Source organism: Burkholderia anthina (assembly GCF_902498995.1).
Classification (GTDB): Bacteria; Pseudomonadota; Gammaproteobacteria; order Burkholderiales; family Burkholderiaceae; genus Burkholderia; species Burkholderia anthina.
In genome coordinates, this window is the sequence record NZ_CABVLY010000020.1 from 37,884 (window position 1) to 63,302 (window position 25,419).

The window sequence follows — 25,419 nt, forward strand, 5'->3', positions numbered from 1 at the left end:
TGGCGAGAACCGCCGGCCGGCATCGCTCAGTGGCTGCGCTTTTCCTTCCTCACGACCATCCAGCGCGGCACCCGGAACCGCACGATGCTGATGTACAGCCATACGTAGGTGAGCGCGAACAGCACGACGAACACGAACAGGTGCACCGTGTGCCGCCAGAACAGCGTCGCGGGAATCACCGCGATCAGGCACAGCAGCCACAGGTACGGCGACGTCAGCGAGTTGCGGCGCGTGAGATCGTGCGCGTGCTTCGTGCCGACGGCCCAGCGCATCAGCCGCTTGTACACCAGCATGTGCAGATGCACGCCGTCCGGAATGCCGGGCGACATTCCGCGAATGAATTTCTTCCGGTAGATCGAGAAGCAGGTCTCGAAGATCGGGTACATGAACAGCAGCACCGGGTACCACGCGGATACTTCGCGGTTGCGCATCACGAGCATGATCGCGAGCTCGGCAAGCATGAAGCCGATGAAATACGCGCCGCCGTCGCCGAGAAAGATCAAGCCGGCCGGGAAATTCCACAGGAAGAACCCGAGCACCGCGCCCATCATGATGATCGACGCGGACATCACGACCGGGTCGCCGACCTCGAACGCGACGTACGCGAGCGACGCGAACATCATGAAACTGACCATCGACGCGAGCCCGTTGAAGCCGTCGATGATGTTGATCGCGTTCGCCAGCGCCGCGACCGCGAGCACGGTGACGAACGCCGAAATGGCCACGTAGCGGAGCAGGAAGTCGAGCGGCGGCACGCTGATGCGCGTGACCGCGATGTTCAGCAGCCAGAACGCGAGCGCGGCCGCGGCCATCGTGCAGAGCAGCCGCGCGCGCGGCGACACCTTCTTGGTGAGGTCCTCGACGAGCCCCGACAGGAACGCGGGCATCCCGCACGCGACGATGCCGAGGATGCTGCCGGCGATCGTCGGGTAGCGCTGCGTCAGCAGCAGCGCCGACGCGACGACCCCGGTGAGGATCCCGATGCCGCCGACGCGCGGCACCGGCCGCACATGGAATTTCTGCACGCCGGCCAGGTCGCTGTCGATCGAGAATTTCTCGTGCAGATGCGCATAACGCACGATGAACAACGTGACGAGCAGGGAGACGATAAAGCCGGACGCGAAGCTGAGCATGGGATCGCTCGAAAAATGGACAGCGGATTATACAAAACCGCGGGGGTTCCCCTCCTGCCATTTCCAGTGGTCGGCGCACATCTCGTCGATTCCGAGCGTCGCACGCCAGCCGATCAGGTCGGCCGCGGCCTGCGGATTCGCGTAGCACTCGGCGATGTCGCCCGGGCGGCGCGCGACGAGTTCGTACGGCACCGCGCGGCCCGACGCCTTTTCGAACGCGCGCACGACTTCCAGCACGCTGTAGCCCTGGCCCGTGCCGAGGTTCACGACGAAGCTCGCATCGCGCGTCGCGAGCGCGTCGAGCGCGGCGATGTGCCCCTTCGCGAGATCGACGACGTGAATGTAGTCGCGCACGCCGGTGCCGTCCGGCGTCGGATAGTCGGAGCCGAACACGCGCAGCTTCTCGAGCTTGCCGACGGCGACCTGCGCGACGTACGGCATCAGATTGTTCGGGATGCCGGCCGGATCCTCGCCGATCAGCCCGCTCGCATGCGCGCCGACCGGGTTGAAGTAGCGCAGCGTCGCGATCCGCCACGACGGGTCGGACACCTCGAGATCGCGCAGGATCTGCTCGGCGATCAGCTTCGACTGGCCGTACGGGTTGGTCGCGGAGAGCGGGAACGATTCGTCGATCGGCGAGCGCTCCGGCACGCCGTACACGGTCGCCGACGAGCTGAACACGAACTGCCTGACGTTGCGCTCGCGCATGACCTTGAGCACGGCGAGCAGGCCGCCGAGGTTGTTCTGGTAGTACTCGATCGGCTTCGCGACCGATTCGCCGACCGCCTTGAGCGCCGCGAAATGGATCGTGCCGGTGATCGGGTGCGCGTCGAACACCTTCGCGAGCGCGGCTTCGTCGCACACGTCGATCGGGTGGAACGCGGGCGTCCTGCCCGTGATCCGCTCGATGCGCCGCACGGACTCGGCCTTGCTGTTGACGAGGTTGTCGACGATCACGACGTCGTAGCCGTTGTCGAGCAGCTCGACGGCCGTGTGCGAGCCGATGTAGCCCGCACCGCCGGTGACGAGGATGGTGCCTTTAGCGGTCATTGCTGATGCGCTCCTTCAAAGTGTGATGCCCGTCAACGAATGGATGGTCTGTCGGTAACGTTCGACGACATGCTGCTCGTCGAATTCTGCCGCGACTTTTTGTCGGCCGCGTGCACCCATGGCTTCGCGCCCGGCCGTGCCGAGCTCGACCATGCGAATCAATTGTTCCGCGAGGCTCGCGCTGTCGCGCGCGCGGCACAGGAAGCCCGTTTCGCCGTCGGCGACGACGTCGCGGCAGCCCGGCACGTCGGTCGCGACGATCGGGCGGCCCATCGCGGACGCCTCCATCAGCGTGCGCGGCACGCCCTCGCGGTACGACGGCAGCACGACGCAGTCGGCCGCCGCGATATGCGGGCGCACGTCGTGCGCCTCGCCGAGATAGTCGACGACGCCTTCGCCGACCCATGCGTCGACATCCGCGCGGCCGATCGCGCTCGGGTTGTCGACACCGAGCGGCCCGAGCAGCTGGAAGCGCGCGTTCGGGTAGCGCCGGCGCACGACGCGCGCGGCTTCGACGTATTCGCGCACGCCCTTGTCCCACAGCAGCCGGCCGATCAGCACGAATACCGGCGCGTCGCCGGCCGGCAGCGGCACCGGCGCGAACTGTTCGAGATCGACGCCTTCGCCGTGCAGGAGCCGCGCGCGTTCGGGGTGGGCGAGCAGCTTCTCGTCGGTGAAGGTGGCGAGATCGTCGCGGTTCAGGAACCAGACTTCACGCGGGAAGCGGAACGCGAACCGGTACAGGCGCTTCGCGACGCTCGCCGCGCGGCTTTTCTGGATGAAGACATAGCCGAGCCCCGTCGTGACCGCGATCGACGGCACGCGCGCGAGCCACGCCGCGACCGACCCGTAGATGTTCGGCTTGATCGTGTAATGGAACACGAGATCGGGCGCGAGCGCGCGGTAATGGCGCACCAGCGCGGCCAGCGTGCCGAGGTCCTCGCGCGGGCTCGTGCCTTTCGATGCGACCGCGAGCGCGACGTAGCGGCAGCCCATCTGCTCGAGCAGCGGCACGGTGCGGTCGTGCGGTGCGATCACGATGACCTCGGCGCCGCGCGCGACGAGCGCCCGGATCAGCCCTTGGCGGTAGGTGTAGATCGCCCAGGCCGTGTTGCACACGAGCGCGATGCGCAGCGGGGAGGTAGCGGACATGAAAAAAAGGAAAAATAAAGCGTCGAAAATGCCGGCTTGTCGGCTAGGCGGACGGCCGCGCGGCGAACAGCGCCTGCTTGATCCGCTGCAGCGTCCGGTACGGCGTCACGAAATGCAGCAGGTTCTTGGCGAGGCCGGCCCAGTCGTACGGGTTCAGCGCGTTGAAGTGGCGCAGCAGCAGCGACAGGGTCGACATCAGCTGGCGGCGGCGCTTGGTCGCGCTGATCCCGCCCTCGTTGAGCTCGTAGTAAAGGCCGAGCTCCGGCAGGTTCGCGCAATCGTAGCGTTGCATTAACCGTAAAAAAAGATCGAGATCCTCGGCCGCGCGGTACTTCGCGCGATAGTTGCCGACTTCGCGCACGGCATCGATGCGCAGCATGACCGACGGATGGACGAGCGGCGAGCGCAGGAAGCGCGTGCGGCGCAGCGCGCGCGGATCGGCGGGCGGCGTCAGCATGAAGCGCGGCTCGCCGGCGCGCGACACGACCTGGGTCCACATGCCGACGCAGGCCACGCGCGGGTGGGCGTCGAGATACGCACGCTGCTTCGCGAGGCGCTGCGGCGCGGCGAGATCGCCCGCGTCGATCCGGGCCGCATAGCGGAAACCGCGCGCGGCGAGCGCGTCGATGCCGGCCTGGAGCGCGCGCTCGATGCCGCCGTTGCGCGGCATGCGCAGCACCTCGATCTCGAGGCCGGGCAGCGCCGGCGCGACGATCGGCGGCGTGCTGCCGTCGTCGACGATCAGCACGTGAACCGGCGCGTCCTCGCGAAACGACGCGAGGGTCCGGGCGACGTCGTCGTGCCCGTTGTAGGCCGGCATCAGCACGGCCACGTCGTCGAGCGGGAGCGGGCAATCGGGAGACGTCATGGGCGCAGCTTGAAACGAATGTAATAAAAATTAACGGTGGCGGCCGCGACATAGCCGGCCGCGAGCCCGACGAGCGCGCCGTACAGGCCGAGCCGGGGGATGGCGAACACGTTGACGAGCGCGGCGATCGCGAGCGCGAGCACCCATTTCGCCAGCAACACGAATTTTGCTTGATATTTGAGAACGATAAGATTGCCTATCGCCTCGATGCCGGCCGGCACGGACAGCCAGACGGCCCAGCGGAAGATGTCGACCGACGCCTCGTAGCCGTGGCCGAACACCTTGCCGACGATGAGCGGGGCGGCCGCGTCCAGCACCAGTGCGCCGGCCGTCATCAGCGCGGCGGTCATCGCGATCAGCCGGACGATGTTGCGGCGCAGCCGCGCGACGTCCTGCACGCGGTACACGAACGCCGGTGCGATGGTCTGCGCGAGCATCAGCGCGAGCGTGATCCAGTTCTCGTTGAGCTGCTGGGCCGCCGCGTAGCGGCCGAGGTCGGCGAACGACACGTGGCGCTCGAGCATCAGGCGGTCGAGCTTCAGGAACAGGTACATGCAGATCAGGCCGAGCCAGAACACGGTGCCGGCGGTCGCAAAGTGCCTGAACAGCGGTTTGTCGAACGTCCAGCCGAGCGTGCCGCCGTTACGATGGCGGTAGTAGAGCAGCAGCGCGAAGCCGATCGCGGCGGCCTCCAGCGCCCACAGCCACGCGAAGCGGGCCGGGCCGGCGGCCGCGCGCACCAGCAGCCACACGAGCAGCGCCTTCGCCAGCGCCGTGACCATGCTGGTCACGAGCTGCGGCTTGCTGTAGGTCATGCTCTGCAGCCACGCGTTGATCACGCCGACGAACGGCTCGCGAAACACCATCGTGACCGCGAGGCCGGCGAGCATCGCGCCGACGAGCGGATCGAACGCGCCCGCGCCGATCGCGATCCAGGTCGCGACCAGCGCGACGGCGGACACGCCGATCCGCAGCGCGAACGCGCTGCCGAGCACCGCGCCGAGCTGGGCCGGCGGACGCTGGACGATGGTCGGAACCAGGATTTCGGCGCCGCACACCCAGGTGAGCGGCGCCAGTACGAGGAGAAGCGTATTCGCATACTGCCATTTGCCGAACACGTCCGGCCCGAAATAACGGGCCAGAAGGCCGCTGATCGCGATCGCGACGCCGATCTGCGTCAGCCGTTCGAGCCCCAGCCAGACGAGGTTCGCGACGGCCTTCGCGACGTCCGGGTTGCCGAATCGTTTCAGCATGCGGGACAGCCGCACGCGTGCGAAGCAGCCGGGAAGGCGCCCGGGGACGGCAGATTGGCGGCAGCGGCGGAACGGCTAGGCATTAAAATGGGCGCAATGCGCGTCATCAAAACCCGCAATTATAAGTTGGAACGGGGCCGCTCCCGCCGTCCCGTTCCTCGTTGCGCGGAGCCCGCATGTATCATGCCGGGCACACGCACGAGGCGGCCAGATTACTTTTCATGCACGCAACCGAGAGAGAATCGATGATCTCCCAATCCATCTTCAAGGCATATGACATTCGCGGTGTGGTCGGCAAGACGCTCGACGCCGACACGGCGCGCGGGATCGGCCGGGCCTTCGGCAGCGAAGTGCGTGCCCAGGGCGGCGACGCGGTCGTCGTCGCGCGCGACGGCCGCCTGTCGGGGCCCGAGCTCGTCGGCGCACTCGCCGACGGCCTGCGTGCGGCCGGCGTCGACGTCGTCGACGTCGGCATGGTGCCCACGCCGGTCGGCTATTTCGCGGCGAGCGTGCCGCTCGCGCTGAAGGATGGCGAGCGCCGCGTCGATTCGTGCATCGTCGTCACGGGCAGCCACAACCCGCCCGACTACAACGGCTTCAAGATGGTGCTGCGCGGCGCGGCAATCTACGGCGAGCAGATCCAGGCGCTGTACCGCCGCATCGTCGACGCGCGCTTCGAGACGGGCAGCGGCTCGTACGAAGCGTTCGACGTCGCCGACCAGTACCTCGAGCGCATCGTCGGCGACGTGAAGCTCGCGCGCCCGATCAAGCTCGTCGTCGACGCCGGCAACGGCGTCGCGGGCCCGCTCGCCACGCGCCTGTTCAAGGCGCTGGGCTGCACGCTCGTCGAGCGCTTCACCGACATCGACGGCACGTTCCCGAACCACCACCCCGATCCCGCCCATCCGGAAAACCTGCAGGACGTGATCCAGGCGCTGAAGGACACCGACGCCGAGCTCGGCTTCGCGTTCGACGGCGACGGCGACCGCCTGGGCGTCGTCACGAAGGACGGCCAGATCATCTATCCGGATCGTCAACTGATGCTGTTCGCCGAGGAAGTGCTGTCGCGCAACCCGGGCGCGCAGATCATCTACGACGTGAAGTGCACGCGCAATCTCGCGAAATGGGTGAAGGCGAAGGGCGGCGAGCCGCTGATGTGGAAGACGGGCCACTCGCTGGTGAAGGCGAAGCTGCGCGAGACGGGGGCGCCGCTCGCGGGCGAGATGAGCGGCCACGTGTTCTTCAAGGATCGCTGGTACGGCTTCGACGACGGCCTCTACACGGGCGCGCGCCTGCTGGAGATCCTCACGAAGACGGCCGATCCGAGCGCGCTGCTCAACGGGCTGCCGGATGCGATGAGCACGCCCGAACTGCAGCTGTGGCTCGACGAAGGCGAGAACTTCCGCCTGATCGAGAAACTGCAGAAGGAAGCGAAGTTCGACGGCGCCGACGAAGTCGTGACGATCGACGGGCTGCGTGTCGAGTATCCGGACGGCTTCGGCCTCGCGCGTTCGTCGAACACGACGCCGGTGGTCGTGATGCGTTTCGAAGCGGAGACGCGCGAAGGGCTCGAGCGCATCCAGGCGGACTTCCGCCGCGTGCTGACGGCCGCGAAGCCGGACGTCAAGCTGCCGTTCTGAGTGCGCGCGGCCTGCGGGCCGCGGCTGGCGCGACGCCCGGGCCGACGGCCGGGCGATTCGTCGCGCCATTCCCGAAAAAGCGGCGCGCGCGTACTGCGTGCGCCGCTTTTTGTCTGTGTGGTTCACCGGGCGCGATAAAATCGCGTCTTTATGCCTGTCGCCGGCTGTCCGCCGGCGTTTTTTCAGCGTGCAAAAGATCCTGATCGTGCGCGTGTCGTCGCTGGGCGACGTCGTGCACAACATGCCGGTGATCGCCGATATCCGGCGACGCCACCCCGACGCGCAGATCGACTGGCTCGTCGAGGAGAGTTTCGTCGACCTCGTGCGGCTCGTCGACGGCGTGCGTGAAGTGCTGCCGTTCTCGCTGCGTCGCTGGCGCAAGAAGCCGTTGTCGGGCGCGACGTGGCGCGAGATCCGCGCGTTCCGCAAGCGCCTCGCGGCCGAGCAGTACGACCTCGTGATCGATTGCCAGGGCCTCATCAAGACGGCCTGGGTCGCGAGCTGGGCGCACGGCCCGCTCGCCGGCCTCGGCAACCGCACCGACGGCGCGGGCTACGAGTGGCCCGTGCGCTTCTTCTATCGCAAGCGCGTGCCGATCGCGCCGCGCACGCACGTGGTCGAGCGTTCGCGCGAGCTCGTCGCGGCCGCGCTGGGCGACCCGGCGCCGACGCCGGCCGACCCGGTCGACTTCGGCCTCGACACGCGTGCGGCCGCGCTCGCGGTCGCGGCGCTCGGGCTGAACCTGCCGGTGCCGTACGTGGTGTTCGTGCACGCGACGTCGCGCGCCGACAAGCAATGGCCGGACGCCGCGTGGATCGAGCTCGGCCAGGCGCTCGTGCGGCGCGGCGCGTCGCTCGTGCTGCCGTGGGGCAACGACGCGGAGCGCGCGACCAGCGAGCGGCTCGCTCAGGCGTTCGGCGAGGCGGCGATCGTGCCGCCGAAGCTGTCGCTGCCGGCCGTGGTCGGGCTGATCGACGGTGCGGCCGCGACGGTGGGGGTTGATACAGGTCTGGTTCATATCGCGGCCGCGCTGAAGCGTCCGACGGTCGAACTGTACAATTTCTCGACGGCCTGGCGTACCGGCGGCTACTGGTCGCCGAACGTCGTCAATCTCGGCACGGCGGGGCAGCCGCCGTCGATCGCGCAGGTGAAGGCGGCGCTCGCGGGCTTCGGCCTGCTGTAATGCCCGTCATGCCTGCCTTGTCTGTCACGCACGCGAATCGACCATGAGCGAATCCCAGATCATCGAAGTCCCGTCCGCCGACTGGAGCGGACACAACCTGTCGGCGCCGCGCGAGCAGTTGCTGGCCGCGGTCGAGGAAGGCAAGGTGCTGTATTTCCCGCACCTGCGCTTCGCGATCGAAGGCGGCGAGGAAGCGCTGCTCGATCCGGTGCTCGCCGATCCGAAACGCAAGAACATCAGCCTCGCGCCGAACGGCGGCGCGCTCGCCGGCGTGCTCGGCGACAGCGTCACGCAGTCGGCCGTGCGCGCGCTCGTCGCGCGTTTCCAGCATCAGGCGGGCACGCTCGTCGACGGCCTCTTTCCCGAATACCGCGGCAAGCTGCGCGTCGCGCCGACGAGCCTGCGGCTGATGCAGGTCGAGACGCGCCAGACGTCCTGGCGCAAGGACGACAGCCGGCTGCACGTCGACGCGTTCCCGTCGCGGCCGAACTACGGCGAGCGGATCCTGCGCGTGTTCACCAACGTGAACCCGGCCGGCCAGCCGCGCGTGTGGCGCGTCGGCGAACCGTTCGAGGACGTCGCGAAGCGCTTCCTGCCGAAGATCCGGCCGCAGTTGCCGGGCGCGGCGTGGCTGCTGAACCTGCTGCACGTGACGAAGTCGCCGCGCAGCGCATACGACCACCTGATGCTGAACCTGCACGACGGGATGAAGGCCGATCTCGACTACCAGAAAACCTGCCCGCAGCAGACGATGCCGTTTCCGCCGGGCAGCGTGTGGATATGTTTCTCGGATCAGACTTCGCACGCTGTGATGTCCGGCCAGTTCATGCTCGAGCAAACCTTCTTCCTGCCGGTCGACGCGATGGTGCGCCGCGAATGCGCACCGCTCGGCATTCTCGAACGCCTGCAGGGCAGGGCGCTGGTTTGAGCGCGCACCGCATTCGCCGCGCCGGAGCCCGCGCATGCTGAGGGCGATCTATCGCGCGCTGTGGTGGCTCGTCGCGCCGGTCGCCGTCATCCGGCTTTTCGTACGTTCGCGCAAGGAGCGCGGCTATCGCGAGCATGTCGGCGAGCGCTTCGGCCACGTCGCGGGCCGCTCGCCGGACGATCGCGCGCCGCTGGTGTGGGTGCATGCGGTGTCGGTCGGCGAGACGCGCGCCGCGCAGCCGCTGATCGATGCGCTGATGCGCGCGCGTCCCGATGCACGCATCCTGCTCACGCACATGACGCCGAGCGGGCGCGCCACCGGCGAACAGATCTTCGGCGGTCGCGTGCTGCGCTGCTACCTGCCGTACGACATGCCCGGCGCGGTGCGGCGTTTCCTGCGCGCGTGGCGGCCGACGCTCGGCCTCGTGATGGAAACCGAGGTATGGCCGACGCTGATCGACGAGTGCCGCCGCGCGGACGTGCCGCTCGTGCTGACCAATGCGCGGATGTCCGCGCGTTCGTTCCGGCGCGCGGCGAAGTTCGGCACGGCGGCGCGCGACGTGTTCGGCGGTTTCGCGCGCGTGCTCGCGCAGAGCCCGGCCGACGCGGAGCGGCTGTCGTCGCTCGGCGCGCGCAACGTGACGGTGCTCGGCAACCTGAAGTTCGACATGACGACGCCGCCGGAGCTGGCGGCGCGCGGCCACGCGTGGCGCGATGCGATCGGCGCGCGGCCCGTGTGGGTCGCGGCCAGCACGCGCGAGAACGAGGAAGCGCTGGTGCTGCAGGCGTTCGCCGCGATGCGTACGCCCGGCGCGTTGCTGATTCTGGTGCCGCGTCATCCGCAGCGTTTCGCCGAAGTCGAGGCGCTGGTCGAGCGCGGCGGGCTCAAGTGCGTGCGGCGCTCCGCGTGGGCCGCCGATGCGGCCGCGCTTGCCGCCGGCCGCCCGGCGGCCGAACCGCTGCCGGCCGACGTGACGGTGCTGCTCGGCGATTCGATGGGCGAGCTCGGCGCGTACTACGCGGCGGCCGACATCGCGTTCATCGGCGGCAGCCTGCTGCCGCTCGGCGGGCAGAACCTGATCGAAGCGTGCGCGGTCGGCGTGCCGGTGTTGATCGGGCCGCACATGTTCAACTTCACGCAGGCGAGCGCCGATGCGGTCGCGGCCGGCGCGGCGATGCAGGTCGCAGATCCGCTCGATCTCGCGCACGTGCTCGACGCGCTGTTTGCCGACCATGCGCGACGCATCGCGATGGGCGCGGCCGGCGCGGCGTTCGCGTCGCGCCATCGCGGCGCGACGGCGCGTTCGGTCGACGTGCTCGCGGCGCTGCTGCCGCCGGTCGAGCGCGGCGCGCGCGTGACAGATGGCGCGCAGGACGCGTCCGACGACTAGACGCAGGCGGCGCAATGCCGCCGGAGCAGGCGAGGCGGCCGCGTGTGCCGCCTTGCCGCTCAGACCGTCAGCAATCCCTTCCTTTCGATGAACGCGACGACGTCCGCGACGCCGTCGAGCGCCTTCAGGTTCGTCATCACGTAAGGGCGCTCGCCGCGCATCTTCTTCGTGTCGGACGCCATCACGTCGAGGTTCGCGCCGACGAGCGGCGCGAGGTCGGTCTTGTTGATCACGAGCAGGTCGGACTTCGTGATGCCGGGGCCGCCCTTGCGCGGAATCTTCTCGCCGCCCGCGACGTCGATCACGTAGATCGTCAGGTCCGACAGCTCGGGGCTGAAGGTCGCCGCGAGATTGTCGCCGCCCGATTCGATGAACACGATGTCGGCATCGGGAAAGCGCGACAGCATCCGGTCGACGGCTTCGAGATTGATCGACGCATCCTCGCGGATCGCCGTGTGCGGGCAGCCGCCCGTCTCGACGCCCATGATGCGCGCCTCGGGCAGCGCACCCGCGACCGTCAGCAGGCGCTGGTCTTCCTTCGTATAGATGTCGTTCGTGATCGCGACGAGGTCGTACCGCTCGCGCATCGCCTTGCACAGCATTTCGAGCAGCGTGGTCTTGCCGGAGCCGACCGGGCCGCCGATGCCGACGCGCAGCGGCGGCAGTTTCTTGGTGCGGCGGGCGGAGGAGGGAGCGAATGCGTTCATGGCGGGTATCGGATTCAGGAGCGGAACAACCGCGAATACTGGGTTTCGTGTCGCGCGGACAGGATGCCGAGCTGCGGCGCAAAGGTGTTGATCGCGTCGGGCGGCGTGGCGAGCGCGCGGCGCACGGCCGCGTCGATCGTGCCGCGCAGCGCGACGATGATGCGCTGGCCCGCGAGCTGGCCGAGCGGCACAGCCTTCAGCGCGGCCGACGTCTGGTTTTCGACCCAGCCGAACGCGTACGCGGCGAGCGTCGCGTCGGCGCCGGCGTCGTGCGCGGCGGCTGCATAGGCGAATGCGGTCGGCAGCGCGATCGGCGACAGCGACGCGAGCGTCGCGCGGCGCGCGGCATCGCCCCATTCGAGCGACGCGCAGAGCTGCGCGAGCGACCAGCCCATCTGTTCGGTCTCGCGGCGCAGCTCGGCCGATTCGCGGCTCGCGACGAACCACGCGTTCTCGCGTGCCAGCGCATCGGCGTCGTGCGCGTGCCAGCGTGCGAGCTGGTGCGCGAGGAACGGCAGCTCCCCGTGCGCGAGCACGTCGGTCAGCCCGCTCGCGATCCAGTCGCGCGCGGAGTCGGCATCGCGGATCAGGTTCGCGTCGAGCGCGGCTTCGAGTCCCTGCGAATAGCTGAACGCGCCGATCGGCAACGCGGGCGACGCGAGATGCAGCAGCGCGACGAGCTCAGTGGTGGTCATGGCCGTGGTGGCCGTGCGCGCAGCCCGGACCATGCTGATGATCGTGATCGTGATCGTGATCGTGATCGTGCGAGTGCGAGTGGTCGTGGTGCTCGCCGAATACCTGCTGCGCGAGCGCATAGTCTTCGGCGAACGTCGCATCGTGCCCGTGCTTGTGACCGCCGCCGTACGCGCCGGCTTCCGGCTGGAACGGCGCGCGCGTCTCTTCGACCTGCGTGCCGAGCCGGCGCAGCATGTCCGCGAGCACCGGGTCGGCTTCGAGCTTCAGGTAACCGTCGCCGATCTCGACCGGCGTATGGCGGTTGCCGAGGTGGTACGCGGCGCGCATCAGCGTGAGCGGATCGGCCGCACGTACGCGCAGCACCGTTTCGGGGGCGGCGGCGACGCGCACGAGCGCGCCGTCGTCGGCGACCAGCACGTCGCCGTCGCGCAGCACGGTGCCGCGCGGCAGCAGGACCGCGACGTCCTCGCCGGTGTCGAGCGTCGCCGCGAGGCGGCTCTTGCAGCGGGCGTCATAGGCGAGCGTGAGGGTCGGCGCGCGCGCGACGAGCGACGCGGCGAGCTTCACGTTCGGGGCAATGCGTTTGTCGAGGGTGCGCATGGAACGAGAACCGGCAATCAGAACAGGAAATAGCGCTGCGCCATCGGCAGCACCGACGCGGGCTCGCAGGTGAGCAACTGCCCGTCGGCGATCACGTCGTAGGTTTCGGGATCGACGCTGATCGACGGACGCCATGCGTTGTGGATCATGTCGGCCTTCGTCACGTTGCGGCAGTTGCGCACCGGCACGACGCGCTTCGCGAGCCCGTAGCGTTCGGCGATGCCCGCGTCGGCGGCCATTTGCGACACGAAGGTCAGCGACGTGCGCGCGAGCGCACCGCCGCGCGTGGCGAACATCTCGCGGTAGTGCACCGGCTGCGGCGTCGGGATCGACCCGTTCGGGTCGCCCATCTGCGCGACCGCGATCATCCCGCCCTTCAGGATCATCGACGGCTTGATCCCGAAGAACGCCGGCTCCCACAGCACGAGGTCGGCCCACTTGCCGGGTTCGATCGAGCCGACTTCGTGCGCGATCCCGTGCGTGATCGCCGGGTTGATCGTGTACTTCGCGACGTAGCGCTTCGCGCGGAAGTTGTCGTTGCGTGCGCCGTCCTCGGGCAGCGCGCCGCGCTGCACTTTCATCTTGTGCGCGGTCTGCCACGTGCGGATGATCACCTCGCCGACGCGGCCCATTGCCTGCGAGTCCGACGACAGCATCGACAGCGCGCCGAGGTCGTGCAGGATGTCCTCGGCCGCGATCGTCTCGCGGCGGATCCGCGATTCGGCGAACGCGAGATCCTCGGCGATCGACGGATCGAGGTGGTGGCACACCATCAGCATGTCGAGATGTTCCTCGAGCGTGTTGATCGTGTACGGACGCGTCGGGTTGGTCGACGACGGCAGCACGTTCGCCTCGCCGCACACCTTCAGGATGTCGGGCGCATGGCCGCCGCCCGCGCCTTCGGTGTGATACGTGTGGATCGTGCGGCCCTTGAACGCGGCGACCGTCGATTCGACGAAGCCGGCTTCGTTCAGCGTGTCGGTGTGGATCGCGACCTGCGTGTCGGTGTCGTCGGCGACCGACAGGCAGTTGTCGATCGCGGCGGGCGTCGTGCCCCAGTCCTCGTGCAGCTTCAGGCCGATCGCGCCGGCGGCGATCTGCTCGACGAGCGGCTGCGGCAGGCTCGCGTTGCCCTTGCCGAGAAAGCCGAGGTTGATCGGCCAGCCGTCGGCCGCCTGCAGCATCCGCTCCATGTGCCACGGGCCCGGCGTGCAGGTCGTTGCATTGGTGCCGGTGGCCGGCCCCGTGCCGCCGCCGAGCATCGTCGTGACGCCCGACGCGAGCGCCTCGTCGATCTGCTGCGGGCTGATGAAGTGGATGTGGGTGTCGATGCCACCGGCGGTGACGATCAGACCTTCGCCGGCGATCACTTCCGTCGCCGCGCCGATCGCGATCGTCACGCCGGGCTGGATGTCGGGATTGCCGGCCTTGCCGATCGCGGCGATGCGGCCGTGCTTGATCGCGATGTCGGCCTTCACGATGCCCCAGTGATCGAGGATCACCGCGTTCGTGACGACCGTGTCGGGCACGTCGGCGGCCACGCGCTGCGACTGGCCCATCCCGTCGCGGATCACCTTCCCGCCGCCGAACTTCACTTCCTCGCCGTAGATCGTGTAGTCGCGTTCGATCTCGATCAGCAGCTCGGTATCGGCGAGCCGGACGCGGTCGCCCGTCGTCGGCCCGAACATTTCCGCGTACGCGCGGCGGCTCAAGCGTAGTGTCATGTTGCTGTTCCTGAAGAGCGGGGCGCTTACAGCGGCCCCATCACCTTGCCCTGAAAACCGTAGACGACGCGCTCGCCGGCCAGCGCGACGAGCTCGACGGTGCGCGTCTGGCCCGGCTCGAAGCGCACGGCCGTGCCGGCCGCGATGTTGAGCCGGAAGCCGCGCGCGGCCGCCCGGTCGAACGACAGCGCGTCGTTGACTTCGAAGAAGTGGTAATGCGAGCCGACCTGCACGGGGCGGTCGCCGGTGTTCGCGACGACGAGCGAGAGCGTGGCGCGGCCCGCGTTCAGTTCGTGTTCGCCGTCGTCGGTGAGGATTTCGCCGGGGATCATGCGCGGGCCTCGGTCACGGAATCGGGTGGTGGACGGTGACGAGCTTCGTGCCGTCGGGGAAGGTCGCCTCGACCTGGATGTCGGGGATCATCTCGGGGATGCCTTCCATCACGTCGTCGCGCGTGAGCAGCGTCGTGCCGTAGTGCATCACCTCGGCGACGGTCTTGCCGTCGCGCGCCGCTTCCATCAGTGCGGCGGTGATGAACGCGACCGCTTCCGGATAGTTGAGCTTCAGTCCGCGCGCACGGCGGCGCTCGGCCAAAAGGGCCGCCGTGAAGATCAGCAGCTTGTCCTTTTCTCGGGGAGTCAGTTTCATGAAGGCAATCGTTCAGGAAAACGTAATTTTTATCGGTGCGCAGGGTTCCGGCGAATGCGCGGGTCATCGTAGCACCGCGCCGTTTTTCGTGCGTCGTGTATCCGTTATGTAAGCAGCAAGGTATGTGCCATGTCGTCGGCGCGCACGGCCATGCCCGTTGGTGGTGCGCGATGCATGAAGCGCATGCAGCGCCGGCGCCGCGCTGCGCCGAAATGGTGCGCGCCGTGTATGGCGCGCTCAGGTTTGCCAGATTCGCAGCGGCCGTGCGTCGACGCCGTGCACGATCGGCCGCAGGTGCAGCCAGCAGTCGGTGAAGAGGCGCTGCAGCGCTTCCATCGACGTCGACAGCGCGCGCACCAGCACGACGCCGGGCGCCACGCAGGTTGCGCCCGCGCGCAGCGTGTCGTCGAACGGCAGTTGCGCGGCGAGTGCTTCGGCGAGCGCGGCGTCGCACGTGGCGCCGGCCGCCCACAGCGTGCCGTAGGCGGGGAAGCCGGCGAGGCCCTGCAGCGCGCCGCGCAGCGGATCGCGCGCGTCGAGCAGCGCGCGCTCGGTCCACAACGGCCGGCCGTCGGCGTCGACGAGTGCCGACGTGGACGCGATGCGGCCCGCCGACCACGCTTCGCCGGCCGCCTGCCGGCCGAGTTGCGTCGCGTCCCAGCCGATCGCGCTCGCGCCCGCGCCGAGCGTCACCGTGAAGTCGAGCGCGGCATGTGCCGCGTCGAAGAACAGGTTGTTCTGCGGCAGCCAGTCGAGCTTTGCGTGCGCGCCGAGCGCGATGCCGATGCGCTGGGTCGCGTCGAGGCCGTTCGACTTGTACCACTTGGTCGCGCCGGGTGTCGTCAGCACCGCGTGCGTGCCGTCGCCGAGCGCGATGTCGACGTCGAGCCGGTCGCCGCCCGCGACGCCGCCCGGCGGATGGAGGATCACCGCGTGGCAGATCGCATCGCCTTCCGGATACAGCGGCCGCTGCACGCGCAGCGGGCCGTCGTGCAGCCGATGCGCGAGCGTCGTGCGCGCGCCGTGCCGTTCGAAGCCGAGTTCCAGGCGGCCGTGCCACGACTTGGCGATGGCGGGGCGGGACAGCGAGGCGTGGGAGTCGGGTGCGGACATCGGCGGGAAGCGGGAGGACGGAGGAGCAGGCGCGGGCGCGGTGGACGTGGATGCAACCGCAACACTATACGATTCAGCTTTCGCGTGGCTGAACGCGGCGTGGACGACTGGCGGCAGCGCCGACGCTTGCCGGGCCGTTGCCGCCCGGCACCGTCGCGCGCCGTCTGCGTCGCTACACGGCGATCAGCTCGCGCACGCCGTTCGTCTCCATGTCCCGCGCATCGCCGCCCGCGACGATCTCGCCGCGGCTCATCACCCAGTAGCGATCCGCGATCGAGCGCGCGAAGTCGTAATACTGCTCGACGAGCAGCACGGTCATCTTCGATTCGTCGACGAGCTGGCGCAGCGTGCGGCCGATGTCCTGGATGATCGACGGCTGGATGCCCTCGGTCGGCTCGTCGAGGATCAGCAGTTGCGGCTCGCTCATCAGCGCGCGACCGATCGCGAGCTGTTGCTGCTGACCGCCCGACAGGTCGCCGCCGCGCCGGGCGCGCATGTCCTTCAGCACCGGGAACAGGTCGTAAATGCGGTCGGGCACCTTCGACGGCGCGCGGCGGCTTGCCGCGCCGACGAGCAGGTTCTCCTCGACGGTGAGACGCGGAAAGATGTCGCGGCCCTGCGGCACGTACGCGAGCCCGGCGGCGACGCGCGCATACGGCGGCAGCGCGCCGAGCGCCGTGCCGCGCCACGACACGCTGCCGCTTTTCGCGGCGACGACGCCCATCAGGCAGCGCAGCAGCGTGCTCTTGCCGACGCCGTTGCGGCCGAGCAGCACGGTGAGCTTGCCGTCGTCGGCGGCCAGCGTCACGTTGCGCAGGATATGGCTGCCGCCGTAGTACTGGTTCAGTGCATCGATCTTCAGCATCGCATCATCGTCCGAGGTAAGACTCGATCACCGCGTCGTCGCGCTTGACCTGATCGAGCGTGCCTTGCGCGAGCACCGCGCCTTCGGCCATCACCGTCACGCGGCCCGTGTCGCCCGCGAGCGCCGCGACGAAGTCCATGTCGTGCTCGACGACCATCATCGAGCAGGTGCCGCGCAGCGTGTTCAGCAGCGCGGCGAGTTCCATCGTCTCGTGGTCGGTCATCCCGGCGGCCGGTTCGTCGAGCAGCAGGAGCGCCGGGCGCTGCATCAGCAGCATGCCGATCTCGAGCCGCTGCTTCTGCCCGTGCGACAGCTCGCCGGCCGCGCGATACGCGTCGCTTTCGAGGCCGATCAGCGCGAGCGTCTCCTCGATCTTCGCCTGCGCATCGCGGTCGAGCCGCGCGCGCAACGACGCGAGCCAGCCCTTGTCGGTCTGCATCGCCAGTTCGAGGTTTTCCCACACCGGATGCTGTTCGAACACGGTCGGCTTCTGGAACTTGCGGCCGATCCCCGCCCGCGCGATTTCCGGCTCGTTCATCCGCGCGAGGTCGAGCGTCTGGCCGAGAAATACCTTGCCCGCGTCGGGACGCGTTTTGCCGGTGATCACGTCCATCATCGTCGTCTTGCCCGCGCCGTTCGGGCCGATCACGCAGCGCAGCTCGCCCGCGTCGATCTCGAGCGACAGCTTCTTCAGCGCGCGAAAGCCGTCGAAGCTCACTTCGATGTCCTCAAGATAGAGGATCGTGCCGTGCGACGTGTCGATGCCGGGCGGCACGACGCGGCCCATCGACGCGGTGCCGCTGACGGTCAGCCCGTCGTCGTCGGGCGGTGGTGGCGTGAACTGGTAGAGCGCCGTGCCGTTCATCCGCGTTTCCCCTTTGCGAGTAGCGTGTCGACGAGGCCCATGATGCCGCGCGGCAGCAGGAGCGGCACCAGCACGAAGATCAGGCCGAGAAAGAACAGCCAGTATTCGGCGAAGTACGCGGTGAAGAAGCTCTTCGCGCCGTTCACCGCGAACGCGCCGACGATCGGCCCGATCAGCGTGCCGCGCCCGCCCACCGCGACCCAGATCGCCATTTCGATCGAGTTGCCGGGCGACATCTCGCCGGGATTGATGATGCCGACCTGCGGCACGTACAGCGCGCCCGCGATCCCGCACAGCACGGCCGACAGCGTCCACACGAACAGCTTGTACGCGAGCGGGCTGTAGCCGAGGAACATCAGCCGCGTCTCGCCGTCGCGCACCGCGGTGACCACGCGCCCGAGCTTGCTGGCGACGATCGCGCGCGCGACGAGGAACGCGAGCACGAGCGTCGCGAAGGTCAGCAGCAACAGCACCGTGCGCGTGCCGGGCGACGTGATCGGAAACCCGGCGATGCGCTTGAAGTCGGTGAAGCCGTTGTTGCCGCCGAAGCCCGTTTCGTTGCGAAAGAACAGCAGCATCGCGGCGAACGTCAGCGCCTGCGTGATGATCGACAGGTATACGCCCTTCACGCGCGAGCGGAACGTGAAGAAGCCGAACACCCACGCGAGCACGGCCGGCACGAGCACGACCAGCGCGAGCGCCCAGGCGAGATGCTGCGTGCCGCTCCAGTACCACGGCAACTGGTGCCAGTCGAGGAACACCATGAAGTCGGGCAGGTCGCTGCCGTACTTGCCGTCGCGGCCGATCTCGCGCATCAGGTACATGCCGATCGCATAGCCGCCGAGCGCGAAGAACAGCCCGTGGCCGAGGCTCAGGATCCCGCAGTAGCCCCACACGAGATCGAGCGCGAGCGCGGCGATCGCGTAGCACATCAGCTTGCCGGCGAGCGTCATCGCGTACGCGGACAGATGGAACGCGCTCGACTCCGGTGCGACCAGCGCGGCGAGCGGCACGCCGATGCCGATCGCGACGCACAGCGCGACGAGCGCGAGCCATGCGCGGCGCGACAGCAGTGCGGGGCGGGGCGGCAGGCCGAGCGCGAAGCGTTCGCCCGCGCGCGCGGCGGCCGCGGCAGGCTTCGGCGCGTCGGCAACCGGGTTCGACAACGAATCGGTGATTGAAGGTGAAGTCATGTCAGGTCAGGCCTCCGCGCTGCGTCCCTTCGGGGCGAACATGCCCTGCGGACGTTTCTGGATGAACAGCACGATCATCACGAGCACCGCGATCTTCGCGAGCACCGCGCCCCAGAACGGCTCGATCGCCTTGCTGACGAGGCCGAGCCCGAAGCCGCCGAGCACGGTGCCGGCGATCTGGCCGACGCCGCCGAGCACGACCGCCATGAACGAATCGATGATGTAGTTCTGCCCGAGGTCGGGCCCCACGTTGCCGATCTGCGACAGCGCGCAGCCGCCGAGGCCCGCGATGCCCGCGCCGAACGCGAACGCATACGCATCGACGCGCGCCGTCTTCACGCCGACGCACGCCGCCATCCGGCGGTTCTGCGTGACCGCGCGCACGAACAGGCCGAGCCGCGTCTTCGTCAGCACGGCCCACGCGACGAAGACCACCGCGAGCGCGAACGCGAGGATGGCGAGCCGGTTGTACGGCAGGATCAGGTTCTGCATCACGGTCACGCCGCCGCTCATCCACGACGGGTTCACGACCTGCACGTTCTGCGCGCCGAACAGCATGCGGGTCGCCTGGATCAGGATCAGGCTCACGCCGAAGGTCGCGAGCAGCGTTTCGAGCGGGCGACCGTACAGGTGCCGCAGCACGAGCCGTTCGAGCACGATGCCGACCAGTGCGGCCGCCGCGAACGACGCGGGCACCGCGACGAGCGGATACCAGTCGAACGCGGCCGGCGCATAGCGCTGGATCAGCGTCTGCACGACATAGGTTGCGTACGCACCGATCATCAGGAATTCGCCGTGCGCCATGTTGATCACGCCGATCAGCCCGTACGTGATCGCAAGGCCGAGCGCCGCGAGCAGCAGCACGCTGCCGAGCGACAAACCGGCGAACACGGTGCCCGCGATCTCGCCGCGGCGCTGCAGCGTGTGCAATGCATCGAGCCCTTGCTGCGCGGCGTTGCGCACCTGCGCGTCGGGCTCCGCGTAGCTGCCGTCGGCGTTCTTCGCGACGAGCGGGCGCAACTGCTCGATCATGTCGAGATCGTGGCGCGCGGCCACCACCTGCACGGCTTCGAGGCGCTTCGCCGGATCGGCGTCGTGCAGCGCGGCGATCGCCCACAGTGCGTCGAGGCGGCGCTTCAGCGCGGGATCGGTTTCCCTGGCGCGTGCGCGGTCGATCATCGGCTTGAGCGCCGGGTCGGGCGACTTCAGCAGCGCGTCGATCGCGTCGCGACGCGCGGCGACATCGGGCGACGCGAGCGCGAGACCCGACAGCGCGCCGGCGATCTTCGTGCGCAGCAGGTTGTTCAGCATCACCGGCTGCGCGTCGCCGGCCGGCGTCGCGGCCTGCGTGAGCGCATCGTGCGCGGTGTCGCCGGTCTGGATCAGCAGGTGGCCGTCGCCGGTCGCGAGCGCATCGCCGGTCGACAGCGCATTGAGCAGCGCGACGGCGCGCGGATCGGCATCGGTCGCGAGCCGATCGACTGCGGCCGCTTTCGCGTCGAAGTCGTCGCCGGCGAGTGCGGCGGTATCGGCGGCCGTCAGCGCGAATGCGGCGCGCGGCAGCATGCCCGCCAGCGCGGCACAGGCGACGACCGCGACGGCGGCGCGGCGAAAGCGTGTAGGCATCGGGAGATCCTGTCGGGCGTAGGAAAGCGAATTCATGTGGCAGTGCGTGCGCGAGCGCGGTTCGTTACCGTGAGTGCCGGCGGTCGCGCACGTATGTGCAAGCGAAACGCCGCACCGAAGTGCAGCGCTTCGCTTCGCATCGCATCAGGCCAGCGCGGCGCGCTGCCGGCGCAGGAACGCCGGAATCGAGCTGACGATGTCCGGCTTGCCCTGGTTGCCCGCGATGAACGGGCTCCACGGCTGCGCGCGGACCACGGTCTTCGTCTTCCACACGACGTTGAACTGTCCGTCGCCGCGGATCTCGCCGATCATCACCGGCTTGTGCAGGTGATGGTTGCCGTCCATCGCGAGCGTGAAGCCCGACGGCGCGGCGACCGTCTGGCCGATCATCGCGACGCGCACCTTGTCGACATCAGTGCTCTTCGCCTTCTCGACGGCCTGCTTCCACATGTGGATGCCCACATAGGTCGCCTCCATCGGATCGTTGGTCACGCGCTTCGCGCCGCCCGGCAGGTTGTTCGTCTTCACCCACGCGGCGAACTGGTCCTTGAACTTCGTGTTGGTCGGGTTCTTCACCGACATGAAGTAGTTCCACGCGGCGAGATGGCCGACGAGCGGCTTCGTGTCGATCCCGCGCAGTTCCTCCTCGCCGACCGAGAACGCGACCACCGGCACGTCGGTCGCCTTGATCCCCTGGTTGCCGAGCTCCTTGTAGAACGGCACGTTCGAATCGCCGTTGATCGTCGACACCACGGTCGTCTTGCCGCCCTGCGCGAAGTTCTTGATGTTCGCGACGATGGTCTGGTAATCGCTGTGGCCGAACGGCGTGTAGACCTCCTGAATGTCGGCGTCCTTCACGCCCTTCGATTTCAGGAACGCGCGCAGGATCTTGTTGGTCGTGCGCGGATATACGTAATCGGTGCCGAGCAGGAAGAAGCGCTTCGCGCCGCCGCCTTCCGCGCTCATCAGGTATTCGACGGCCGGGATCGCCTGCTGGTTCGGCGCGGCGCCCGTGTAGAACACGTTGCGCGACATTTCCTCGCCTTCGTACTGCACCGGGTAGTAGAGCAGGCCGTTCAGCTCCTCGAACACCGGCAACACCGACTTGCGCGACACCGACGTCCAGCAGCCGAACACGCACGCGACCTTGTCCTGCGTGAGCAACTGGCGCGCCTTCTCCGCGAACAGCGGCCAGTTCGACGCGGGATCGACGACCACCGGCTCGAGCTTGCGGCCCATCACGCCGCCGTTCTTGTTGATGTCGGCGATCGTCATCAGCGCCGTGTCCTTCAACGACGTTTCGGAGATCGCCATCGTGCCCGACAGCGAATGCAGGATGCCGACCTTGATCGGGCCCGTGCCCGCATCGGCCGCGTGCGCGAACGGGCTCTTGCCCGCCAGCGCGAGCGCACCGGCCATCGAACCGAACTTCAACAGACTGCGACGTTTCATCGGGTTCCCCTTGACGTGTTGGATTGGCGTGCGCCGCGACGGCGCCTGCATCGGGGTAACGCAAGGCATGTGCCAGTCGCGCGGATGCACGCCGGGCGTGCCTGTGCGGGGAGGGCGCGGGGCGTCGGCGCGGTGCGCATGACGCGTCGTGCAGCATGCGCGACCCGTTGCGGTGCGTGCGGGCGCAAATGGTGCACGGCGTGCGTTCGTGTTCGAGCGCGGGCATCGCCGGCTGAACGGCGTGCACGATGTGGCGGCTGTCGCGGGCAGCGGGACCGCGCGACATCGTCATCGCATGCTACGGGGGCGGGGGGCGGGGAGTGGGGCAGGGCGAAAACAGAAACGGGCGCGCCATGCGCGCCCGTTCGGCGGATCGGTGCGGCCGGCGGCAGCGTGCCGGTCGACGTGGCGGCGCGCGATGCGCCGCCGGGAAGGTCAGGCGCTCAGTAGCGCGGCACCGACGGATCGACGTTGCGCGACCACGCGTCGATCCCGCCTTGCAGGTTGTACAGCTTCGTGAAACCGCGCGATTCGAGGAACATCGCGACTTGCGCGCTGCGCATCCCGTGATGGCACACGCAGACGATTTCCGCTTCGTCGTCGAGCTCCTCGCTGCGCGCGGGGATCTGCTGCATCGGGATCGACATGCTGCCGGCGATCTGCGCGGTCGAGATTTCCCACGGCTCGCGCACGTCGAGCACGATCGGCGCGGGACGTGCCGAATCGCGAAGCCATTCCGCGAGCATCGCGGGCGTCAGGATCTGCATGGGGCCGCCGCTCAGAACTTGAAGCGCGACGGTTCGATCGCGTTCACGAGGTGGTCGACGTAGGTTTCGAACACGTCGGCGACACGGTACTGCTTGTCGTCGATGCGCGTGATGATCTGCGCCTTCATCACCGGACGGCCGCCGACGAATGCCGACAGGCGGCCGCCGACCTTCAACTGCTCGAGCAGTTGCTGCGGCACGAGCGGCAGGCCGCCGGCGACACAGATCACGTCGTACGGCGCCTTGTCCGCCCAGCCGAGCGACCCGTCGCCGAGCAGGACTTCCGCGTTCGTCACGCCGTCGTTGCGCAGGTTCTCTTCCGCGAACTTCGCGATGGCCGGATCGATCTCGATCGCCGTCACGTGCCGTGCGCGGTGCGCGAACAGCGCGCTCAGGTAGCCGGAGCCCGCGCCGATCACGAGCACGTTCTCGTGCTTCTTGACCGCCAGTTCCTGCAGCACGCGCGCTTCGACGCGCGGGAACAGCATCTTCGCGTGGCCGCCGGGCAGCGGCAGCTCGAGGTCGGCGAACGCGAGATCGCGATGCTCGGGCAAAACATATTTTTCACGCTTGACGATCGACAGCAGACCCAGGACGTCGAGATCCAGCACGTCCCACGGCCGGATCTGTTGTTCGATCATATTGAAACGCGCGTTTTCGATATTCATGGTGTGGTCACGCAGCCAGGTCGGCCGTCAGCGGGGATAGAGAAACTTCGTGATTGTACCAAACGGGGCGGCGACCAAGCCTGCCGGCCGCGTGCAACAGACCTTTACCCTTTGCTCTTCTTGATCTGCGCTTCGAATGCGAGATCCAGCTTGCTCGCCTTGCGCGGTTTTTTGGGGCCGAATTCGTCGACGAACTTGACGAATGCATCGAGCGGCAGCGGCTCGCAGCGCTTCTCGGCGGTGCCGCCGGAGCGGTCGACGAGGTAGAACAGGCCGCCGGCCACCGCGACGGCCGCGAACTGCGGGTTGCCGGAGCGGGTTTTCAGGCGTTCGACTGCGTTGGTTGCTTTGGTGGTGCGCATGGGGCGGGTTCTTGCTGGGGCGTCGAGCCCCTAACTGTATCAAACCCGCCACCCGCCCGCGGCCGCGCGGTGTCAGACGGTGCGCGAATAGCGCTGTTGCGGCGTCTGGCCGAGATACGCGTCGAACGCCATCGCGATATTGCGCACGACCATCCGGCCGGCCGGATGGATCGTCAGGCGGTCGGCGGCGATCGTCAGCAGCGCGTCCTGCTCGAACGGGCGCAGCGCGTCGAGCTCGCGCGCGAAGTGATCGGCGAAGCGGATGCCGTGCGCGGCCTCGATATGCGAGAACGGCAGTTCGAGGTTGCACATGAGCTGCGTGATCACGTCGCGGCGCAGCCGGTCCTCGGGCGTGAGCCGCACGCCGCGCGCGATCGGCAGCCGGCCCGCGTCGAGCGCGGCGCCATAGGCCGGCAGGTCCTTCGCGTTCTGCGCGTAGACGTCGCCGACCTTGCCGATCGACGACACGCCGAAGCCGACGAGATCGGTATCGGCCCGCGTGCTGTAGCCCTGGAAATTGCGCTGCAGCGTGCCGTTGCGCTGCGCGCGCACCAGCTCGTCGGACGGCCGTGCGAAGTGGTCCATCCCGATGTACACGTAGCCGGCCGACGTCAGCATGTCGATCGCGAGGCCGAGCAGCGCGATGCGCGTGGCGGGCGGCGGCAGCGCCGCGTCGTCGATCTGCCGCTGCATCTTGAACAGGTTCGGCATGTGCGCGTAGCCGAACACCGACAGCCGGTCCGGCGCGAGCTCGATGATCGTCTCGAGCGTGCGCGCGAACACGGCGACCGTCTGGTGCGGCAGCCCGTAGATCAGGTCGACGCTGACCGAATGGAAGCCCGTCGCGCGCGCGGCGCTCAACAGGTCGGCCGTCATCGCGAGCGGCTGGATCCGGTTGATCGCCTGCTGCACGACCGGATCGAAGTCCTGCACGCCGAGGCTCAGCCGGTTGAAGCCGATCGTGCGCAGGTGGACGAGCGTCGCGGGCGTGACCGTGCGCGGGTCGATCTCGATGGAGAACTCGGCGTCGGCGTCCGGCGCGAGCGTGAAGTGTTCGCGGGTGGCGGCCATCAGCTCGGCCGTTTCGGCGTCGGACAGGAAGGTTGGCGTGCCGCCGCCCCAGTGGAGCTGCGTGACCGGGCGGGCGGGGTCGAACAGTGCGGCCTGCAACGCCATTTCCCGTTTCAACTGGTCGAGGTACGGGCGTGCGCGGCGGCGGTTGTTCGTCGCGATCTTGTTGCAGCCGCAGTAGAAACAGGCCGTGTTGCAGAACGGGATGTGGACGTACAGCGACAGCTCGCTCGACGACGCACCGGGATCGCTCGCGGCGCGCACGTAGTCGGCCGGGTCGAAATCGTCGCGAAACTGCAGTGCGGTGGGGTACGACGTATAGCGTGGCCCGTTTGCGCCGTATTTCGCAAGCAGATCGGGACGGAACATCGTGTCGGCAGAACCGGAACTCATGGTGGTCTCGCGCTTTCTGGATGCTTTCGAGTATATAAACGCGCGTTTGGCCTGCATTGTGTAATAACGTCG

Annotated in this window: 25 protein-coding genes; 4 read left to right on the top strand and 21 right to left on the bottom strand. The window is 68.4% G+C overall.

From position 1 onward, the window contains the following. Positions 1–26: 26 nt before the first annotated feature. The 5 genes from BME24068_RS23690 to BME24068_RS23710 are packed head-to-tail and all read right to left on the bottom strand — an operon-like array spanning position 27 to position 5,456. Positions 27–1,133 carry an MraY family glycosyltransferase gene (locus tag BME24068_RS23690; protein WP_096503437.1) on the bottom strand — a complete coding sequence of 369 codons (1,107 nt, stop codon included), beginning with the start codon at positions 1,131–1,133 and terminating at the stop codon, positions 27–29. 27 nt (positions 1,134–1,160) lie between these two features. Then, entirely contained in the window at positions 1,161–2,183 is a 1,023-nt protein-coding gene (gene galE, locus BME24068_RS23695) for a UDP-glucose 4-epimerase GalE (RefSeq protein WP_096503439.1), read from the bottom strand. A gap of 15 nt (positions 2,184–2,198) precedes the next feature. Continuing rightward, entirely contained in the window at positions 2,199–3,335 is a 1,137-nt protein-coding gene (locus tag BME24068_RS23700; protein ID WP_174927593.1) for a glycosyltransferase family 4 protein, read from the bottom strand. Positions 3,336–3,378: 43 nt separating this feature from the next. Further along, positions 3,379–4,203, bottom strand: coding sequence for a glycosyltransferase (locus tag BME24068_RS23705; protein WP_096503443.1), 825 nt, complete (start codon positions 4,201–4,203; stop codon positions 3,379–3,381). Continuing rightward, positions 4,200–5,456: an oligosaccharide flippase family protein gene (locus BME24068_RS23710; protein WP_174927594.1), complete on the bottom strand. Its 1,257-nt coding sequence runs from the start codon at positions 5,454–5,456 to the stop codon at positions 4,200–4,202. Before BME24068_RS23710 ends, BME24068_RS23705 begins: the two co-directional genes overlap by 4 nt. Before the next feature lie 245 nt (positions 5,457–5,701). Between BME24068_RS23710 and BME24068_RS23715 the strand changes: the two genes are divergently transcribed. The 4 genes from BME24068_RS23715 (at position 5,702) to waaA (ending at position 10,597) form a co-directional block, all read left to right on the top strand. Beyond that, positions 5,702–7,096, top strand: a complete 1,395-nt coding sequence (locus BME24068_RS23715; RefSeq protein ID WP_174927595.1) for a phosphomannomutase/phosphoglucomutase — start codon at positions 5,702–5,704, stop codon at positions 7,094–7,096. 187 nt (positions 7,097–7,283) lie between these two features. Continuing rightward, positions 7,284–8,279, top strand: coding sequence for a lipopolysaccharide heptosyltransferase I (gene waaC / locus BME24068_RS23720; RefSeq protein WP_174927596.1), 996 nt, complete (start codon positions 7,284–7,286; stop codon positions 8,277–8,279). 43 nt (positions 8,280–8,322) lie between these two features. Next, positions 8,323–9,207: a Kdo hydroxylase KdoO gene (kdoO, locus tag BME24068_RS23725; protein WP_174927597.1), complete on the top strand. Its 885-nt coding sequence runs from the start codon at positions 8,323–8,325 to the stop codon at positions 9,205–9,207. A 34-nt stretch (positions 9,208–9,241) separates the two neighbouring features. Next, positions 9,242–10,597: a lipid IV(A) 3-deoxy-D-manno-octulosonic acid transferase gene (gene waaA / locus BME24068_RS23730; protein ID WP_174927598.1), complete on the top strand. Its 1,356-nt coding sequence runs from the start codon at positions 9,242–9,244 to the stop codon at positions 10,595–10,597. 59 nt (positions 10,598–10,656) lie between these two features. Here waaA and ureG read toward each other — a convergent pair whose 3' ends face one another. The 16 genes from ureG to hemN all read right to left on the bottom strand — a co-directional run bounded on the left by ureG (position 10,657) and on the right by hemN (position 25,347). Further along, positions 10,657–11,304 (bottom strand): urease accessory protein UreG, encoded by a 648-nt coding sequence (gene ureG / locus BME24068_RS23735; RefSeq protein ID WP_096503455.1) that lies wholly within the window; start codon positions 11,302–11,304, stop codon positions 10,657–10,659. A 14-nt stretch (positions 11,305–11,318) separates the two neighbouring features. After that, positions 11,319–11,999 carry an urease accessory protein UreF gene (locus BME24068_RS23740; protein WP_174927599.1) on the bottom strand — a complete coding sequence of 227 codons (681 nt, stop codon included), beginning with the start codon at positions 11,997–11,999 and terminating at the stop codon, positions 11,319–11,321. Beyond that, on the bottom strand, positions 11,986–12,600 hold the full coding sequence (gene ureE, locus BME24068_RS23745) for an urease accessory protein UreE (RefSeq protein ID WP_174927600.1): 615 nt from the start codon (positions 12,598–12,600) through the stop codon (positions 11,986–11,988). The genes BME24068_RS23740 and ureE overlap by 14 nt, the downstream gene beginning before the upstream one ends. A gap of 17 nt (positions 12,601–12,617) precedes the next feature. Continuing rightward, positions 12,618–14,324 carry an urease subunit alpha gene (gene ureC / locus BME24068_RS23750; protein ID WP_174927601.1) on the bottom strand — a complete coding sequence of 569 codons (1,707 nt, stop codon included), beginning with the start codon at positions 14,322–14,324 and terminating at the stop codon, positions 12,618–12,620. Positions 14,325–14,350: 26 nt separating this feature from the next. After that, positions 14,351–14,656, bottom strand: a complete 306-nt coding sequence (locus BME24068_RS23755; RefSeq protein WP_096503463.1) for an urease subunit beta — start codon at positions 14,654–14,656, stop codon at positions 14,351–14,353. A 13-nt stretch (positions 14,657–14,669) separates the two neighbouring features. After that, positions 14,670–14,972, bottom strand: coding sequence for an urease subunit gamma (locus BME24068_RS23760; RefSeq protein WP_096503465.1), 303 nt, complete (start codon positions 14,970–14,972; stop codon positions 14,670–14,672). 237 nt (positions 14,973–15,209) lie between these two features. Continuing rightward, entirely contained in the window at positions 15,210–16,085 is an 876-nt protein-coding gene (locus BME24068_RS23765; RefSeq protein WP_174927602.1) for an urease accessory protein UreD, read from the bottom strand. Between the two features lie 172 nt (positions 16,086–16,257). Beyond that, positions 16,258–16,950, bottom strand: coding sequence for an urea ABC transporter ATP-binding subunit UrtE (gene urtE, locus BME24068_RS23770; protein ID WP_096503469.1), 693 nt, complete (start codon positions 16,948–16,950; stop codon positions 16,258–16,260). 4 nt (positions 16,951–16,954) lie between these two features. Then, positions 16,955–17,815, bottom strand: coding sequence for an urea ABC transporter ATP-binding protein UrtD (gene urtD / locus BME24068_RS23775; protein WP_096503471.1), 861 nt, complete (start codon positions 17,813–17,815; stop codon positions 16,955–16,957). Beyond that, on the bottom strand, positions 17,812–19,008 hold the full coding sequence (gene urtC, locus BME24068_RS23780; RefSeq protein ID WP_096503473.1) for an urea ABC transporter permease subunit UrtC: 1,197 nt from the start codon (positions 19,006–19,008) through the stop codon (positions 17,812–17,814). The genes urtD and urtC overlap by 4 nt, the downstream gene beginning before the upstream one ends. A 6-nt stretch (positions 19,009–19,014) precedes the next feature. Beyond that, positions 19,015–20,634: an urea ABC transporter permease subunit UrtB gene (gene urtB / locus BME24068_RS23785; protein WP_174927603.1), complete on the bottom strand. Its 1,620-nt coding sequence runs from the start codon at positions 20,632–20,634 to the stop codon at positions 19,015–19,017. A 144-nt stretch (positions 20,635–20,778) separates the two neighbouring features. Then, positions 20,779–22,086, bottom strand: a complete 1,308-nt coding sequence (urtA, locus tag BME24068_RS23790; protein WP_174927604.1) for an urea ABC transporter substrate-binding protein — start codon at positions 22,084–22,086, stop codon at positions 20,779–20,781. 443 nt (positions 22,087–22,529) lie between these two features. Continuing rightward, positions 22,530–22,853: a rhodanese-like domain-containing protein gene (locus tag BME24068_RS23795; protein WP_174927605.1), complete on the bottom strand. Its 324-nt coding sequence runs from the start codon at positions 22,851–22,853 to the stop codon at positions 22,530–22,532. Between the two features lie 11 nt (positions 22,854–22,864). After that, positions 22,865–23,521 (bottom strand): protein-L-isoaspartate O-methyltransferase family protein, encoded by a 657-nt coding sequence (locus BME24068_RS23800; protein ID WP_096503481.1) that lies wholly within the window; start codon positions 23,519–23,521, stop codon positions 22,865–22,867. 104 nt (positions 23,522–23,625) lie between these two features. Further along, positions 23,626–23,883, bottom strand: a complete 258-nt coding sequence (locus tag BME24068_RS23805) for a hypothetical protein (protein WP_096503483.1) — start codon at positions 23,881–23,883, stop codon at positions 23,626–23,628. A gap of 72 nt (positions 23,884–23,955) precedes the next feature. Beyond that, positions 23,956–25,347, bottom strand: coding sequence for an oxygen-independent coproporphyrinogen III oxidase (gene hemN, locus BME24068_RS23810; RefSeq protein WP_174927606.1), 1,392 nt, complete (start codon positions 25,345–25,347; stop codon positions 23,956–23,958). Positions 25,348–25,419: the final 72 nt, after the last annotated feature.

Bases quoted from the DNA above. Each gene is read 5' to 3' on its own strand.
- BME24068_RS23740 (WP_174927599.1), bottom strand. From the start codon at position 11,999: ATGACCACCACTGAGCTCGTCGCGCTGCTGCATCTCGCGTCGCCCGCG.
- waaA (WP_174927598.1), top strand. From the start codon at position 9,242: ATGCTGAGGGCGATCTATCGCGCGCTGTGGTGGCTCGTCGCGCCGGTC.
- BME24068_RS23800 (WP_096503481.1), bottom strand. From the start codon at position 23,521: ATGAATATCGAAAACGCGCGTTTCAATATGATCGAACAACAGATCCGG.
- BME24068_RS23705 (WP_096503443.1), bottom strand. From the start codon at position 4,203: ATGACGTCTCCCGATTGCCCGCTCCCGCTCGACGACGTGGCCGTGCTG.
- hemN (WP_174927606.1), bottom strand. From the start codon at position 25,347: ATGAGTTCCGGTTCTGCCGACACGATGTTCCGTCCCGATCTGCTTGCG.
- urtB (WP_174927603.1), bottom strand. From the start codon at position 20,634: ATGCCTACACGCTTTCGCCGCGCCGCCGTCGCGGTCGTCGCCTGTGCC.
- BME24068_RS23760 (WP_096503465.1), bottom strand. From the start codon at position 14,972: ATGAAACTGACTCCCCGAGAAAAGGACAAGCTGCTGATCTTCACGGCG.
- ureG (WP_096503455.1), bottom strand. From the start codon at position 11,304: ATGAACGCATTCGCTCCCTCCTCCGCCCGCCGCACCAAGAAACTGCCG.
- galE (WP_096503439.1), bottom strand. From the start codon at position 2,183: ATGACCGCTAAAGGCACCATCCTCGTCACCGGCGGTGCGGGCTACATC.
- kdoO (WP_174927597.1), top strand. From the start codon at position 8,323: ATGAGCGAATCCCAGATCATCGAAGTCCCGTCCGCCGACTGGAGCGGA.
- urtA (WP_174927604.1), bottom strand. From the start codon at position 22,086: ATGAAACGTCGCAGTCTGTTGAAGTTCGGTTCGATGGCCGGTGCGCTC.
- BME24068_RS23715 (WP_174927595.1), top strand. From the start codon at position 5,702: ATGATCTCCCAATCCATCTTCAAGGCATATGACATTCGCGGTGTGGTC.
- BME24068_RS23795 (WP_174927605.1), bottom strand. From the start codon at position 22,853: ATGCAGATCCTGACGCCCGCGATGCTCGCGGAATGGCTTCGCGATTCG.
- urtE (WP_096503469.1), bottom strand. From the start codon at position 16,950: ATGCTGAAGATCGATGCACTGAACCAGTACTACGGCGGCAGCCATATC.
- BME24068_RS23700 (WP_174927593.1), bottom strand. From the start codon at position 3,335: ATGTCCGCTACCTCCCCGCTGCGCATCGCGCTCGTGTGCAACACGGCC.
- ureE (WP_174927600.1), bottom strand. From the start codon at position 12,600: ATGCGCACCCTCGACAAACGCATTGCCCCGAACGTGAAGCTCGCCGCG.
- urtD (WP_096503471.1), bottom strand. From the start codon at position 17,815: ATGAACGGCACGGCGCTCTACCAGTTCACGCCACCACCGCCCGACGAC.
- BME24068_RS23765 (WP_174927602.1), bottom strand. From the start codon at position 16,085: ATGTCCGCACCCGACTCCCACGCCTCGCTGTCCCGCCCCGCCATCGCC.
- BME24068_RS23710 (WP_174927594.1), bottom strand. From the start codon at position 5,456: ATGCTGAAACGATTCGGCAACCCGGACGTCGCGAAGGCCGTCGCGAAC.
- BME24068_RS23755 (WP_096503463.1), bottom strand. From the start codon at position 14,656: ATGATCCCCGGCGAAATCCTCACCGACGACGGCGAACACGAACTGAAC.
- ureC (WP_174927601.1), bottom strand. From the start codon at position 14,324: ATGACACTACGCTTGAGCCGCCGCGCGTACGCGGAAATGTTCGGGCCG.
- urtC (WP_096503473.1), bottom strand. From the start codon at position 19,008: ATGACTTCACCTTCAATCACCGATTCGTTGTCGAACCCGGTTGCCGAC.
- BME24068_RS23690 (WP_096503437.1), bottom strand. From the start codon at position 1,133: ATGCTCAGCTTCGCGTCCGGCTTTATCGTCTCCCTGCTCGTCACGTTG.
- BME24068_RS23805 (WP_096503483.1), bottom strand. From the start codon at position 23,883: ATGCGCACCACCAAAGCAACCAACGCAGTCGAACGCCTGAAAACCCGC.